The following is a 13,944-nucleotide window of genomic DNA, read 5'->3' on the forward strand; positions in this document are numbered from 1 at the left end:
CGAAAGGAACAACGGTGCCTCACTTCGATAAGCAGACCCTTATGGCTCGCACCGGAATGGAAGTTATCAAGCTCTCGCCTGCAAACTGCGTGATGCGCATGCCGATAGAAGGCAACAGGCAGACAGCGGGTGTGCTGCACGGGGGTGCAAGTGCTGCCCTAGCAGAAACCGCAGGATCCTTAGCTTCGCGTGAACATGCCCGCACTTTTGGAGATGACTTCGTTGCCGTTGGCGTGGAACTATCCATCCAACATATTCGACCCACTAAAGCTGGCCACGTTACCGCCACGGCTACCGCGATGCATTTAGGGCGCACGCGCTGCGTACACCGGGTGGATATAACAGATGAGGGCGGCAGATTGATATCCACCGCCCTGATCTCAAACCAGATCATTAAGAAACCGTGAGGTTACTCTCCCACCTGATCCACAACCGCATCCGCAACTTCGCGCATAGAAAGACGCCTATCCATAGACGTTTTTTGAATCCAGCGGAATGCCTCCGGCTCGGTCATGCCCATTCGCTCCATGAGCAAGCCCTTAGCGCGGTCAACAACCTTGCGCGTCTCAAAACGCTCGGTCAGATCAGCAATCTCATCTTCCATAGCAAGCATCTCTGCCTGTCTCGAAACCGCGATCTCCACAGCGGGAAGCAGGTCCGTAGGCGAGAACGGCTTAACGACGTATGCCATCGCACCAGCATCACGCGCACGCTCAACCAGCTCGGCCTGCGAAAATGCGGTTAGCATAACCACGGCGCAAGAAAGCTCCTTCAAAATGCGCTCAGCCGCAGTAATGCCATCCATCTTCGGCATCTTCACATCAAACACGCAAAGATCCGGTTCTAGCTCGAGCGCCTTCGCAACCGCGTCCTCGCCATTATCTACCTCGGCAACTACGTCGTATCCGGCACCTTTAAGGGTTTCAACAATATCCAGGCGGATTAGAGCTTCGTCTTCAGCGACAACCACCCTGCGCGATTTACGTTCAGTGTCACTCATAACATTCCTAAATTTTGGTCCAACTTAAAACTATGGCTATTCTAGACCTTGGTTCCGTTCAAACGGTAACAATGCCCCGGTGGCCCAACTGGCAGAGGCGGTCGACTCAAAATCGGCATGTTGTGGGTTCGAATCCCACCCGGGGTACTTTTTAATTTCCAATTTCCAGCAGGCGTGGAATTGCATAGAGAAAACGGGAGCTTAACAGCTCTTTATGATCTATCAAGCTCCCGAGAAAACACCTACAAGACCAAATCTCCTATTAGGTGCTACTGACTTCTGTTATGCAACCTGGACGAGACTAATGCCCAGGTAATCAGCTGCCTGCTTACGCGTTGCCGGTACAGCCAACGCATCAATCGCACGCCTGACCTGCATCGAATCGACATCTTTAAACCACGGACGCACAGCCTCTGCAATGTTCATCTCGCTAAGGTTGCGCGCCTGACGGCTTGTATGCATGTCATAAATGCTAAACATCTGCATAGATATCTCCTTCCTTCTATCCGGCCGGATGTGCGCAACGGCAGCGCAGGTAATCCAGCCTCACAAAAACGAAAATGCTTCATCCGCTAGGCGCCTGGGAAACCGGAGAAACCGGCCTGTAGCAAGTGCGCTACAACGCCTTAACCATTTGCGGAGAATAATATAGTAAATCATATTAATGCCGGGATTGCAAGCAGCAACCCCGGCATTAGCACTCGAATACAGACTGGACTAGATTCCGCCACCAATCGAATAGTCGACGTCATCGCCAATCGTATGGATACGAAGCGAGTTAGTAGAACCCGGGGTGCCTGGCGGCATGCCAGCCACAATCACCAGCACATCGCCCACGTCCGCCAACTGTGAAAGCCGCAGGACCTGGTCGACCTGCCACACCATGTCATCCGTATGCTTCACTTCTGGCACTCGATACGTCTGAATGCCCCAGGACAGGGCCAACTGGTTTCGAGTGGTCTCAAGCGGAGTGAATGCGAGCATCGGGATCGGTGAACGCAAACGCGACATCTGCCGCGCCGTTGAACCCGACTGAGTAAAGTTCACCAAGAACTTAACATCCAAACGCTCTCCAATTTGCGCAGCTGCCTGGGTCAAGACCGAAGAGTTCGCAACGTTAAACGCGCCGATCGGAGCAATACGCTCGCCGCCGTTTTCCTCAACGTTTTCAATAATGCGGTCCATTGTGCGGACGGCTTCAATCGGGTAGGCGCCAATCGACGTCTCACCGGAGAGCATCACCGCGTCAGCGCCGTCCAAAATCGCGTTAGCACAGTCAGATGCCTCAGCGCGCGTTGGCCTCGGATTCTTAATCATCGAATCCATTACCTGCGTTGCAACAATAGCCGGCTTCGCGCGGCGGCGAGCAAGCTCAATCGCACGCTTTTGTACCAGCGGGACCGTCTCGAGTGGCACCTCAACGCCCAAGTCACCACGGGCGACCATGATGCCATCAAACGCTTCCACGATCTCAAGCAAATGCTCAACGGCTTGCGGCTTCTCAATCTTGGCAATTACCGGACGGTAAATACCAACCTCTTCCATGACCGCGTGAACATCGTTAATATCCTTGGCATCACGCACAAACGACAGGGCAATGAAATCCGCACCAATGTTAAGCGCCCAGCGAAGATCTTCCTCATCTTTTTCCGTCAGTGCGGGCACCGAAACAGCCACGCCCGGAAGATTAATGCCCTTGTTGTTCGAAACGTTACCGGGAACCTCAACGCGAGTCTTCACGTCAGTATCGGTTACCTCAATAACACGAACCGCCACGTTGCCGTCGTCAATCAGCAAACGGTCACCGGGGCGACAGTCACCTGGAAGCCCCGCAAACGTGGTTGAAACCAATTCCTTCGTTCCCGGCACGTCGCGGGTGGTGATAGTGAAAGTATCACCCACGTTCAAATAGTGCGGGCCATCCTCAAAACGCCCCAAGCGGATCTTCGGGCCCTGCAAATCAACAAGTACGGCAATCGCACGGCCGGAAGCGCGCGCAGCCTTCCGCACATGCCTAATAACTGCTTCGTGGCCCTCTACATCGCCATGGCTCCTGTTAATACGAGCCACATCCATGCCGGCATCCACCAAGGCTTGAATCTGATCAGGACTCTCTGTTGCCGGGCCAATAGTGCAAACAATCTTAGCTCTACGCATATAACTACTCTACGTTCTCCTCAGTGCGTTCGGGAGCTTCCACGCGAGTCGATGCTCCCCGTTTACCCGCTATTAAGAATCCAACAATCCCAATAATAATGATTGCGAGTGCCGACCAGGCATTCAAACGCATACCTAAGAAAATCTTCGCGGGATCAATCCGAAGATTCTCAATCCAGAACCTGCCAATCGCGTACAGGCTCATATACAAGAAGATCAGCTGGCCGCCCTTGAACTTAACCCTCTTATCGAGGGCAATAATGATGAAGGCCATCGAAAGGTTCCAGATCACCTCGTACAAGAAAGTCGGGTGGAACAGCGTACCAGACGCATACCCGGCAGGCAGATGGCGATCATCAATCTCCAAACCCCACGGTAGCGTCGTGGCCTTGCCAAATAGCTCCTGATTAAACCAGTTACCAAACCGCCCCATTGCCTGGGCAATAAGGAGCGTAGGCGCAACCGCATCCGCAAACGGTCCCATACGCTGGCCCGCCCGATGAAGAGCAATTGCAGAACCGATCACGCCGCCAATAACAGCGCCCATGATCGCTATTCCGCCTTCCCAAATCCGGAAAATCTCCAGCCACTGCCCATTCGGACCAAAATACTTGTATGGCGAAGTAATCACGTGGTACAAACGCGCTCCCACAATCCCGAACGGGATTGCCCACAGCGCCACGTCATAAACCAGTTCTGGATTCCCACCGCGTTCCTCGTAACGCTTCTTGGTTAGCAAAACCGCTACCACCATCGCGCAGGCGATAATAATTCCATACGCCCGAAGGGGAACCGGCCCCAAATACCAAACGCCCTGAGGCGGTGACGGTATTGAAACCGGGAGCAGGGAAATAACACTCATGGATACAAGTTTATCCAGAACCCACTGCGATACGTAGTTGAGAACCTCAGTGCGCTTGGTAAAGCAGGGCCTGACGCTCGTGAATTCCCTGCTGAATGCGCATTTTACGGTCTGCAAGTAGCGCCGGATGTTGGGCAGCCGAGACCATCTCGGCCACCAACCCTCGTGGGTCATGAGCTGAAACTAAAGACTTTCCAACCAGTACCGAATCTGCTCCCGCCCGAGCATAAACAAACACATCACGCGGATCACGAACGCCGGACTGAGCAACCGCGATCACATCGGAGGGGATCACATCGACGATCTCATCGAAATTCGAGCGATCAATCTTCAGATTGTGCAGATTACGCGCATTCACACCAATCGCCTTCGCGCCAGCATCCAAGGCCCGCACCGCCTCAACCCGCGAATCTACTTCCACCAGGGCAGACATGCCCAAAGACTCGATGCGCTCTATGAAGCCTCGCAAATGAGGTTGATCCAATAGGGCCGCGAAAAGGAGCACCATGTCAGCACCGTAGGCGCGCGACTCATGAATCTGGTAGGGAGAAATAATGTAATCCTTGCGCAGTATCGGCAGGTCAATAGCGCGCCTCACAGCCTGCAAATCTGCCAACGAACCATCGAAATGACGGTTCTCCGTGACACAAGCAACCATGGTTGCTCCCCCATCAACATACTGGCGCGCCAATGCGCCAGCATCCGGGATCGGAGCAATGTAACCATCGCGCAGATCGCGGCGCTTGATCTCCGCCATAATCGTTACCGCGCCGGGACCTTTGAGGGCACCAAGAGCATCGCGCGGCGATGGGGCTTTCAAAGCGCGGCGCTTCATCTCATCCAAACTGACGCGCTGTTCGCGATGGGCAAGTTCGGCCCGCACATCCGCAAGCACAGAGTTCAGGACGCTCATGGTCTCCTCCTTCCCACCAAGAGTGTCCCAAACCGTGGCGCCGATCACCAAATCCGTTCACTTAGCAGACGCCGATTTGACTAGAAGAGCGGACAGGACCGAAGCCCTGCCCGCTCTTGCTGAAATATTGGTTCTAACCCTGGACGGCCGGTAAGGCGCCTCCCTCAAGGAAGCATGATCGCTCACCCGTATGGCACGCGGCGCCCACTTGATTTACCTCCACCAAGAGGGCGTCACCATCGCAATCAATACTCACACGCTTTACAAACTGGAAATGCCCAGACGTGTCTCCCTTACGCCAGTACTCGCTCCTAGAGCGGGACCAGAACGTAACACGACCCTCCGTCAATGTTCGGTGCAAAGCCTCGTCATTCATCCACCCGACCATAAGGACTTCCCGAGTATCAAACTGCTGAATGACCGCGGCGAATAAACCGTTCTCATCTCGTTTCAACCTTGCTTTAATAGCAGGATCGAGCTGCGATTGCGATGGTGCCTTCACTTGTTCTTAGAACTTTCCTGAAACCTTGAAACCGGCTTCGGCCAAGGCGCTCTTCACCTGCGCGATCGAGACCTTACCGAAGTGGAACACCGACGCCGCCAGAACCGCGTTAGCACCAGCGCGCGCAGCCTCAACAAAGTGCTCGACTTCACCCGCACCACCTGAAGCGGTGATCGGCACGTCCACGGCCTCACGAATCGCGCGCAACAAATCCAGGTCGAAACCGGTCTGCACTCCGTCTGTGTCCATGGATGTCAGGAGGATCTCACCAACGCCACGAGCCGCGGCATCCTTCGCCCAGCCCACAGCATCAATTCCGGTAGACTTTGAACCACCGTGCGTAGTTACCTCATAGCCAGACGGGGTAGAAACACCCTCCGTGCAACGGCGCGCATCCAAAGCAAGGATGACCTTATCGGAGCCGAAACGCTGCGACAGCTCATCCAAAACATCCGGACGATCGATCGCAGCAGAATTCACCGAAACCTTATCCACTCCCGCATCGAACAGACGCTGAGCGTCCTCCACGTTGCGGATACCCCCGCCCACTGCGAAAGGAATTGAGACAAGACCCGCAACCTTAGCAACTAGATCAACCATAGTGTCACGGCCCTCGGTCGTGGCCGAGATGTCAAGGAATGTAAGCTCGTCGGCGCCCGCATCAACATATGCGGACGCAAGCTGCGCGGGGTCACCAGCGTCCTTCAGATGAACGAAGTTAACGCCCTTCACCACGCGCCCATTCTTAACGTCTAGACACGGAATGATTTTAATAAATTCGTTCATGAGGTGACCTCCTCTGATTCGGTAGTTAACGGCGTCAGTGTACCGCCTTCACCCTGTGCCGCGATAATGTCGATCACCATAGTTACAGCACCGTCCCCCAACGCCATCTCCGATGGAATCGTCAGAGCAAGACGCGAGCCCACCCGCTGATCAGTTAGAGCAACCCGCACCCCGGGCATGGCTTCGGCTAAATTAATGGCTTTTGGGATACCTTTCCACCAGGTTGAATCTTGAACCACAGAATCAGTCCAGTTGGCACGCACAAATTGAACCAAAACACTGTCGGTATTTTTAACCTGAATTCCGTCGCCGCGTACCAGCATTTGGACTATCAAATCATCGGGTGGATCGCCTGGATCATGTGAGATGTTCGGGCCGGTATCGGTCATAGTCACTTTAAGAGGACTATCCTCTCCCTCTACTACCTCACCGGACGCGGCCGAATGGAGCACGTCCACCACGTTCACTTCCGTTCCCAGCTCACCGCCGCGTGAAACGGGCCGGACAAAAAGTACTCGTGAGCCCTCGGGCTTGCCCACAACGCCAGCCAAGAGTGCCTCGTCGAAAGAATCTGGCGAAGCCAGTCCAACCTGGACCGATGGGTGGCTCGATTCATCCACCGCTCTTCCCGTTGCACCATCAAATGACCAGATCGCGACGATAAGCGGTGAATCAGCAGTGATTTCCCGTCCCGATCCCTGTTCCAACAGCTCTACCTTTTCTGAAGAGACCGATACTGAACCGGATATAGAAAGAGTTGGGATGCGCCCAACCGTTCCCGACACCTGAATCTTGTCGCGCCACGTCTCGGCGGCCTGAGAATCTTCTTCGATCCGGTAATGCTGCACGACGAAAATGGTTAACGTGATCACTAGCAGAACAAGAACGCCAAGTGCCTCACGCCAATAGCGCAAGATACGCCGATGTAGCTTATTACGCTGCTGCATTCGAGACGGCAAGCTCGGCGAACCTGTTGCCGCCTTCTCGACTTGGTCTTTGCTCATGCGAAACTCGCTAACCCAGTATCCTGCTCGGCAATCAACTCCAGAATTCTATCCGCATCTCTATCAGCAACCGCGAACGGATCGGACAAAACCACGTGAGGTGCGCGTTGGTCATCCAAGCGCAAGTGAAGCCAGTCCGCCCCCAGCTGACGTTTGGCGTCCTCTGCTGCAGCAATCACCCGGCCGCGAATATGGGCCCGCGTGGTCGCAGGAGGAAACGACTTTGCTTTGTGCACTTCGGCCGGGTCGGTCAGGCGAACCATCTGACCCGATACCTCTAAGCGCGTGCGAAAACCTGCCGTGATGTCGTGATAAGCAAGCTCTAGGCGCGCCACTCGTGGGTCATCCAGGCCGCAGTTGGCACGCTCAATAAACCTGGTAAACAGGCGCTCCTTTATTGCCCAATCCAATTCCGTTGCTACGCTACTGTGATCGCCCGACTCCACCGCATCGAGCGCGCGGTCCCACAGATCCAGCATTTGCAAAGTAAGTGGGGAGGCATCCGCCGTATCAACCACCGCAAGGGCCCTGCGCTTTAGTTCTCGCTGAAGCTGGGCCACACTCATCCTTTTTCCATCAACCAGCTCCACCTCGATATTTGAACCCAGCTCGAAATCAATCTGGCTAATCACCTTCATCGGATCTTTGAGCGCCAAATCTGCGATACGCACGCCCGCCTCAACTGCGGACAAAATGAGGTGGGTCATCACTACTTTTACTGCAGTTGAGCTCTCCGAAACATTCGTATCACCCACGATTACGTGCATTCTCCGGTACTCGCCCGGATTAGCAAGTGGCTCATCTCGCGTATTAATTATAGGGCGAGAATTAGTAGTAGCTGCAGAAACCGGGTCATCCATAAACCGAGCACGCGGCGAATACCCCAGCCGAGGCACTCCATCGCGATGAATGTGACCCGCACCCGTCACAATCTGCCTCGTCACAAAAAACGACACCAGTGCATCAGCCACATCCCTAAAGTTGCGGTTACGACGAAGCAGGTAGTTCTCATGGCAACCAAACGAGTTGCCCGCGGCGTCCTCATTCGTGGAAAACAAATGAATACGTCCAGCGCTCCCTCGTTGATCAAGCGCCCTGTTTGCCACATCGGCAAACTCGGCGAACAGGGATTCGCCCGCACGCACCTGCAAAAGCAAGTCTTCAACCCGGTCGCACTCCGCCGTAGCGAACTCTGGATGCGCGCCCACATCCAAATACAGCCTGCCTCCGTTGCGCCAAAACACATTCGTTGAACGCCCCGCCTTGATCAGCGGTTCAAACAATAGATGTGCGGCCTCTTCAGCAGACAGCGGAGCATCCCCGCTACCCGTTGGGGCGCAAGTAATGCCGTACTCGGTCTCGATCCCAAAAATTCTACGATTCAAAACAGCTCCAGCCGACCCGGCCTACTCGCCACCCTTTTGTACAAAACCCTGCACGAACTTTTGCGCATCCGTTTCTAAAACCGAATCGATCTCATCCAAGAGGTCATCAATGCTACTGCCCTGAGCCTGTACCTGACCTGCCTCCTGAATCTCATCCTCACTATTGTCGCCCGCAGGCGCGAATTTCTGTGCCATGATTACTCCTTGCCACTATCAAACAAACCAATAAGAGACTGTGCACCCTCATCTAATACGCGCATCAAATCCTGATTCCCAGCCTGATTTGGATCTGGCAACGGGATGCGCACCAAACGATCTTGGCCCGCCTGATCCACCACCAGCGACGTCCATGAAGCCTTCACGACCTCCGGAATCAAACTAATCGCTTTGCCCCGAACCCACGCGCGCGTGTTACGCGGAGGCTCAACCAAAGCACGTGCAACGTCTTCAGCTGAAAACAGCCGTCGTACGCGGCGCGCTCGATCCAAAGCCGCTACCAGCGACCTTCCCGGACGCAAATCCGCCCACTGTAAATCCATCGCGCGAAGGCGCGGATCGTCCCACGTGGTGCCTAAGCGTTCCATCTGTCGTTCAAGCAAGAGGTACTTCGCCACCCACTCAACGTCAGCCGACACACTTGCCAGATCCGTCTCTAGGCCATCCAGAACGCATTCCCATTCCCTGCAAATGGCCTCGTCACCCTCATCTAACTGAAGATGAGAGCGCACGAAATCTAAATACTTCCGCTGCAACTGGGGCGCAGTCACTGCCTCGCCCGACTTCAAACGAATCAACCTAGTCATCGAAACATCGTGAGAAACATCCCACGCTGTCTGTACATCATCCTGATCCAGTGCAAGCGAATCAATGGTGAGGTCGAGATCTCCCTCGAGTGCGCGCAAAACCAACGACGTAGTGCCCAGGCGCAAATACGTTGAAACGTCGAACTGATTCGCGTCCCCATTAATCACGTGGAAACGCCGGAACTGGTGATGATCGGCGTGTGGCTCATCCCGTGTATTCACAATCGGACGGTTGAACGTGGTTTCAAGGCCAACCGAATTCTCAACGAAATCTGCACGAGCCGAAATCTGAAAACCAGGCTTTTGCGAATGCTGGCCCAGCCCCACGCGCCCCGACCCGCAAATCACCGGGCGCGTCACCAGGAACGGAATCATCGCGCGCGTGATGTCGTCAAAATCAACATCGCGACTCACCTGATAGTTCTCATGAGTGCCGTATGCCGCGCCCTTGCCATCCGTGTTGTTCTTATACAAAACCAGTTCCGTACCCGCCTGTGCGCACGCTTCCATTACGCGAGTTGCCAGTAGATCTCCCGCCCTGTCATAAAGCACCGCATCCAGCGCAGACGCAGTTTCTGGGCTCGAATACTCCGGGTGCGCATGATCCACATAAAACCGCGCGCCATTTGAAAGAACTACGGAAGTTGCGCGCTGCATAAAGCGTTCATACTCGCCCGGACGATCCTCAAAGCTCACGCCTCCCGGCGGTGCCAACCGGTAGGGATCATCGGTAAGCATCGAGGGGTGTGCCGCCGCCCTCTGTAAACGGTATCCGCGCGCATCATTTAACGGGTCCTCACCCGAATAGTCCCAACGCACCACCTCGCCAATGGAAACCGAAGCGGCGTATTCCTCAACAGCAGTAGCCGACAGCACCACGGGATTCGCGCTCGGATCATTGGCATCCGTTATCCCGAACTCAGTTTCTGTACCCAAAACCCGGTTAGTCATTCGCTGCCTCCCTCACTTGTAACGAACGTACCGCAACCACGTCATCGCCGCGCAAGCCTGTAACCCGCGCCCACTCGCGCGGCGTAGTAGTTGCCGCCAAATCCGTGGTCTCCATCAGCTCTTCGGTGAATGCTCGCTGCAGGTGCTCCGGCGTGAGTCCCGGGCGCCCATGCAGCGCGTCCTTCACCGCGAACTTTTTTGCGCGCCGGGCGATAGATGCAATCATCGCGCCAGATACCAGGTCCGAAGCGTAAATGACCTTTGAATTCCCATTTGCGAGTGAAAGCTCAAACAGTGCGGTCTGTCCACTATTGTCATAGAGCGCATCCACAAGTTGTTCTATGAGTTGCCGGGCTATCTCTTCTCTCGAACCGAACCGACTGAGCGTGGCGTTGGCAAAAGGCAATTCCGGAACTAAATACTTTGCGAACACATCGAGCGCTCCCGCTCGGCTTGGGCGATCAATCCGGATGCGAACATCCAGCCTGCCGGGACGCAACACCGCAGGATCGATCATGTCCTCACGATTCGACGCGCCGATAACAATTACGTTGTCGAGTGCCTCCAGGCCATCCATCTCCGCCAAAAGTTGCGGCACTATCATCGTCTCAACATCAGAGGATATTCCGGACCCTCGCGTGCGGAACAGCGCCTCCATCTCGTCAAAGAAAATCACCACCGGAACATTCTCAGAGGCGAGCTGGCGGGCCCGACCAAAAATCGCGCGAATATGGCGTTCTGTTTCGCCCACGTACTTGTTTAAGACCTCTGGGCCCTTTATTGAGAGGAAGTACGGCTGGCCGGCTGCCCCTGCCAATGAGCTTGCCACGGCCTTCGCAATCAGCGTTTTGCCGCATCCAGGAGGGCCATATAAGAGCACGCCCTTGGGCGCGCGTAGACCGTATTCGCGGTACAAATCCGGATTCTTAAACGGCAATTCGACGGCGTCTCGAACCTTCAAAATCTGTTCATCGAGGCCGCCGATATCATCGTAGGTAACGCCCGGAATCTCGGGTTGCAACAGCTGTTCCACATCGGAGCGCACAACCTTCTCCAATGCTACGTGAGCCTTCGTATCAATAAGGAGCGAGTCACCGGGGCGGACTCCCCCATGCCGCAGTGAACCGGCAAGTAGCACCATCTGGAGCACACCCGCATCGGCGCTAACCAGCGCCCGGTCTACACCCACCAGCTGCACCACTGAGGCCATCTGCCCCACCCTGGCGGTGGACAGCGGAGCGGCCACGATCATGTTCTCACTCACCCGAACGCCCTGCCCAACCCTCAAGCCGAGCAGATCTACCGAGCTTGCAACCGACAGCCACATTGTTCTGCCGCCGAGAGATACTTCGGCCTCCCGCGCCTGAGCATCAACCGACAGCACTGTGCCCACCTGCGCAGGTGGTTTACTAGCCGCCTCAATCTGGGCGCGCATCGAAGCGATCTCTTCGCGCGCAGTCAGGAGGGTACCTGCGAGCCGTTCATTAGCGCTGCGAAGCTCGATGATTTCGTTCTTTAGAACCTGGAGTGAATGCGACACTAAATGCTCTCTCCATCCTCATCGTGAGCCAGCCAATTCCTCGTCTTCGCCGCTACATCACGAATGGAACGACGAACCTTTTTTGAGGAAACAACGGGGTTTAATTCGCCGTTTTCCTCCCACGCAGTCTCTTCATCCCACTGGCCCGCCAGCCCCTCGGCAGCCTTAGCGGGACGTCCAGCGCGACGTTGCGGAACTGAAGCACGCTCCACCTTACGGGTAGTCATCAAGAAGCCCGTATGCGCCACCATGCGATGCTCTGGCCTTACCGCCAGCCCATCCAAATGCCAATCACGGATTGCAGACTCCCACGCCTGCGGCCTTGTAAACCTGCCAAAAGCTTTCAAATCCTCGCACATTCGGGACAACTGCGTAACTGTTGCCACGTAGACGGTCAGCACGCCGCCAGGAGCCAGCACATGTTCCACCGCCTCAATACACTCCCACGGAGCCAACATGTCAAGCACAACGCGGTCTATTGACTCCGCGGGCAGATTCATCGCAACATCAGTAAAATCACCAACCGAAACCTGCCACGCAGGATGGCGTCCTCCAAACCAAAGATCAACATTGCCCTGCGCGATCTTCGCGAAATCCTCCCGCCGCTCAATGGAATGTAGCGAACCTGTAGATCCCACCGCTTGAAGCAGCGACATTGACAGAGCACCGGATCCAACGCCCGCCTCCAGCACGCGAGCACCGGGGAAGATGTCGCCAAACGTCACGATCTGGGCCGCGTCCTTAGGGTAGACGATCGCTGCGCCGCGAGGCATTGACATCACGTAGTCGGCGAGAAGAGGGCGCACGACCTGAAACTCGCGCTCCCCGTCGTGCATGGTCACAGCCTCCGGCTGACCAATGATGTCATCGTGGTGCAATGAACCTCGCGAGGTCTGAAAATACCCACCGGGCGTAAGCATCACCGTATGCAACCGGCCCTTTGGGTCCGTAATCTGAACAAACTCGCCCGCTCGTAGCGGGCCACGGCGAGACGCCATGCCCATCGGGTGGGCCACCTGGCTTGGAATCGGATACTCAAGGGAAAAAGTCACATGCACAGTCTAGTTGGGACGAGCGGTCATCTTCGAGTCCAACTTCTTTTGCATAGGACTTGGAAACAAAACAAACAATGTGCGCACCGCGCGATACGGTAGACACATGAGTGAGACAAGCAAACGCCGCAAAGCCCTATCTGCAACCTCCACAAAAACTTGGTTGCAGTGTCCTATGAAATTTAGGCTCACGCAAGTAGATGGTTTCAAAGAGCCACCCTCGCCAGCCACCACCCGGGGGACGCTTGTGCATGCGGTGCTTGAAGACCTCTTCGATCTGCCTGCACAGCAACGCACGGCCGAGACTGCAAGTGAAATGATTGGGCCACTGTATGAAAAAACCATGGCTCACGACGAACAGTTCTTGTCCTTGTTCAAAGACGACGTTCTATTGGAAAAGTGGAAGGAAGAAGTGCGCACGCTGGTGCGTCAGTACTTCGCCATGGAGAATCCCGCCCGTCTGGAGCCATATGCACGCGAAAAATTTGTTCGGGTGGAAATCAGCAACCAGATTGCTATTCACGGTTTCATCGACCGCATTGATAAGGCGCCCAATGGAGCTATCCGCGTCGTCGATTACAAAACCGGTAAATCACCGCAAAAGCGTTTCGAAGAAGACATGCTTTTCCAAATGCGGTTCTACTCGTTACTTCTTCGCAATACCGAGTTAGGTCTTCCGGCCCGCACCCAACTTGTCTTCCTCGGGGACGGACGCACACTCACGCTAGACCCAACGCCGCAATCAATAGAAGCATTCGAACACCAACTTGTTAGCATATGGCGAGACATCGAAACCGCGGCTTACCAAAAACTATTCCCGCCAAAAAAACAGGTACTTTGCAACTGGTGCGGCGTGCAAAGTCTCTGTCCTGTCTACTCAACTGATACACCTGAAATCTCGGCAGAAGGCTTGGAGAGGTTACTCGAAATCAAAGGGTAAAAGGATCTGCCTGCATTAACTCTTCAGGGGTAAAGACCCAACTGATTGT

The 13,944-nt window shown here is 55.1% G+C and carries 15 protein-coding genes and 1 tRNA gene; 3 read left to right on the plus strand and 13 right to left on the minus strand.

Annotated elements, in window-relative coordinates; genetic code table 11:
- Nucleotides 1-14: 14 nt before the first annotated feature.
- Nucleotides 15-407 carry a PaaI family thioesterase gene (locus tag BQ7114_RS02695; RefSeq protein WP_083431708.1) on the plus strand — a complete coding sequence of 131 codons (393 nt, stop codon included), beginning with the start codon at nucleotides 15-17 and terminating at the stop codon, nucleotides 405-407.
- Nucleotides 408-409: 2 nt separating this feature from the next.
- On the opposite strand, the gene BQ7114_RS02700 is transcribed toward BQ7114_RS02695, so the two are convergent.
- Complete coding sequence (locus tag BQ7114_RS02700; protein WP_072341625.1) at nucleotides 410-1,000, minus strand: ANTAR domain-containing response regulator; 591 nt, start codon at nucleotides 998-1,000, stop codon at nucleotides 410-412.
- 73 nt (nucleotides 1,001-1,073) lie between these two features.
- Here BQ7114_RS02700 and BQ7114_RS02705 point away from each other — a divergent pair.
- Nucleotides 1,074-1,147: transfer RNA gene (locus tag BQ7114_RS02705), tRNA-Leu, on the plus strand.
- A 135-nt stretch (nucleotides 1,148-1,282) separates the two neighbouring features.
- Here the strand turns inward: BQ7114_RS02705 and BQ7114_RS02710 are convergent.
- The 12 genes from BQ7114_RS02710 to BQ7114_RS02765 form a co-directional block, all read right to left on the minus strand.
- The gene (locus BQ7114_RS02710; RefSeq protein ID WP_034507798.1) at nucleotides 1,283-1,486 is read right to left on the minus strand and encodes a hypothetical protein; all 204 of its coding nucleotides are present in this window, start codon (nucleotides 1,484-1,486) and stop codon (nucleotides 1,283-1,285) included.
- Nucleotides 1,487-1,717: 231 nt separating this feature from the next.
- Complete coding sequence (pyk, locus tag BQ7114_RS02715; protein ID WP_072341627.1) at nucleotides 1,718-3,157, minus strand: pyruvate kinase; 1,440 nt, start codon at nucleotides 3,155-3,157, stop codon at nucleotides 1,718-1,720.
- 4 nt (nucleotides 3,158-3,161) lie between these two features.
- On the minus strand, nucleotides 3,162-4,019 hold the full coding sequence (gene lgt, locus BQ7114_RS02720) for a prolipoprotein diacylglyceryl transferase (protein ID WP_034507803.1): 858 nt from the start codon (nucleotides 4,017-4,019) through the stop codon (nucleotides 3,162-3,164).
- 46 nt (nucleotides 4,020-4,065) lie between these two features.
- Nucleotides 4,066-4,932, minus strand: coding sequence for an indole-3-glycerol phosphate synthase TrpC (trpC, locus tag BQ7114_RS02725; RefSeq protein ID WP_072344675.1), 867 nt, complete (start codon nucleotides 4,930-4,932; stop codon nucleotides 4,066-4,068).
- A 133-nt stretch (nucleotides 4,933-5,065) separates the two neighbouring features.
- A complete protein-coding gene (gene hisI / locus BQ7114_RS02730) occupies nucleotides 5,066-5,434 on the minus strand; it encodes a phosphoribosyl-AMP cyclohydrolase (RefSeq protein WP_072341631.1) in 369 nt (122 codons plus the stop codon).
- A 6-nt stretch (nucleotides 5,435-5,440) separates the two neighbouring features.
- A complete protein-coding gene (gene hisF / locus BQ7114_RS02735; protein WP_072341634.1) occupies nucleotides 5,441-6,220 on the minus strand; it encodes an imidazole glycerol phosphate synthase subunit HisF in 780 nt (259 codons plus the stop codon).
- Nucleotides 6,217-7,224, minus strand: a complete 1,008-nt coding sequence (locus BQ7114_RS02740; RefSeq protein ID WP_143236779.1) for an FKBP-type peptidyl-prolyl cis-trans isomerase — start codon at nucleotides 7,222-7,224, stop codon at nucleotides 6,217-6,219. The genes hisF and BQ7114_RS02740 overlap by 4 nt, the downstream gene beginning before the upstream one ends.
- Nucleotides 7,221-8,609 (minus strand): proteasome accessory factor PafA2 family protein, encoded by a 1,389-nt coding sequence (locus BQ7114_RS02745; protein WP_072341640.1) that lies wholly within the window; start codon nucleotides 8,607-8,609, stop codon nucleotides 7,221-7,223. The genes BQ7114_RS02740 and BQ7114_RS02745 overlap by 4 nt, the downstream gene beginning before the upstream one ends.
- Before the next feature lie 21 nt (nucleotides 8,610-8,630).
- Complete coding sequence (locus BQ7114_RS02750; protein WP_072341643.1) at nucleotides 8,631-8,804, minus strand: ubiquitin-like protein Pup; 174 nt, start codon at nucleotides 8,802-8,804, stop codon at nucleotides 8,631-8,633.
- 2 nt (nucleotides 8,805-8,806) lie between these two features.
- A complete protein-coding gene (gene dop, locus BQ7114_RS02755; RefSeq protein WP_072341646.1) occupies nucleotides 8,807-10,363 on the minus strand; it encodes a depupylase/deamidase Dop in 1,557 nt (518 codons plus the stop codon).
- Complete coding sequence (arc, locus tag BQ7114_RS02760; RefSeq protein ID WP_072341649.1) at nucleotides 10,356-11,903, minus strand: proteasome ATPase; 1,548 nt, start codon at nucleotides 11,901-11,903, stop codon at nucleotides 10,356-10,358. The genes dop and arc overlap by 8 nt, the downstream gene beginning before the upstream one ends.
- On the minus strand, nucleotides 11,903-12,907 hold the full coding sequence (locus BQ7114_RS02765) for a tRNA (adenine-N1)-methyltransferase (protein WP_072341652.1): 1,005 nt from the start codon (nucleotides 12,905-12,907) through the stop codon (nucleotides 11,903-11,905). The genes arc and BQ7114_RS02765 overlap by 1 nt, the downstream gene beginning before the upstream one ends.
- Before the next feature lie 154 nt (nucleotides 12,908-13,061).
- On the opposite strand from BQ7114_RS02765, the gene BQ7114_RS02770 reads away from it, so the two are divergent.
- Nucleotides 13,062-13,895, plus strand: a complete 834-nt coding sequence (locus BQ7114_RS02770) for a RecB family exonuclease (RefSeq protein WP_072344678.1) — start codon at nucleotides 13,062-13,064, stop codon at nucleotides 13,893-13,895.
- Nucleotides 13,896-13,944 lie beyond the last annotated feature (49 nt).

Source organism: Actinomyces urinae, assembly GCF_900119695.1.
GTDB lineage: Bacteria > Actinomycetota > Actinomycetes > Actinomycetales > Actinomycetaceae > Gleimia > Gleimia urinae.

Bases quoted from the DNA above. Each gene is read 5' to 3' on its own strand.
- BQ7114_RS02700 (WP_072341625.1), bottom strand. From the start codon at position 1,000: ATGAGTGACACTGAACGTAAATCGCGCAGGGTGGTTGTCGCTGAAGAC.
- dop (WP_072341646.1), bottom strand. From the start codon at position 10,363: ATGACTAACCGGGTTTTGGGTACAGAAACTGAGTTCGGGATAACGGAT.
- BQ7114_RS02710 (WP_034507798.1), bottom strand. From the start codon at position 1,486: ATGCAGATGTTTAGCATTTATGACATGCATACAAGCCGTCAGGCGCGC.
- hisF (WP_072341634.1), bottom strand. From the start codon at position 6,220: ATGAACGAATTTATTAAAATCATTCCGTGTCTAGACGTTAAGAATGGG.
- lgt (WP_034507803.1), bottom strand. From the start codon at position 4,019: ATGAGTGTTATTTCCCTGCTCCCGGTTTCAATACCGTCACCGCCTCAG.
- trpC (WP_072344675.1), bottom strand. From the start codon at position 4,932: ATGAGCGTCCTGAACTCTGTGCTTGCGGATGTGCGGGCCGAACTTGCC.
- BQ7114_RS02750 (WP_072341643.1), bottom strand. From the start codon at position 8,804: ATGGCACAGAAATTCGCGCCTGCGGGCGACAATAGTGAGGATGAGATT.
- BQ7114_RS02770 (WP_072344678.1), top strand. From the start codon at position 13,062: ATGAGTGAGACAAGCAAACGCCGCAAAGCCCTATCTGCAACCTCCACA.
- BQ7114_RS02740 (WP_143236779.1), bottom strand. From the start codon at position 7,224: ATGAGCAAAGACCAAGTCGAGAAGGCGGCAACAGGTTCGCCGAGCTTG.
- BQ7114_RS02765 (WP_072341652.1), bottom strand. From the start codon at position 12,907: ATGGGCATGGCGTCTCGCCGTGGCCCGCTACGAGCGGGCGAGTTTGTT.
- pyk (WP_072341627.1), bottom strand. From the start codon at position 3,157: ATGCGTAGAGCTAAGATTGTTTGCACTATTGGCCCGGCAACAGAGAGT.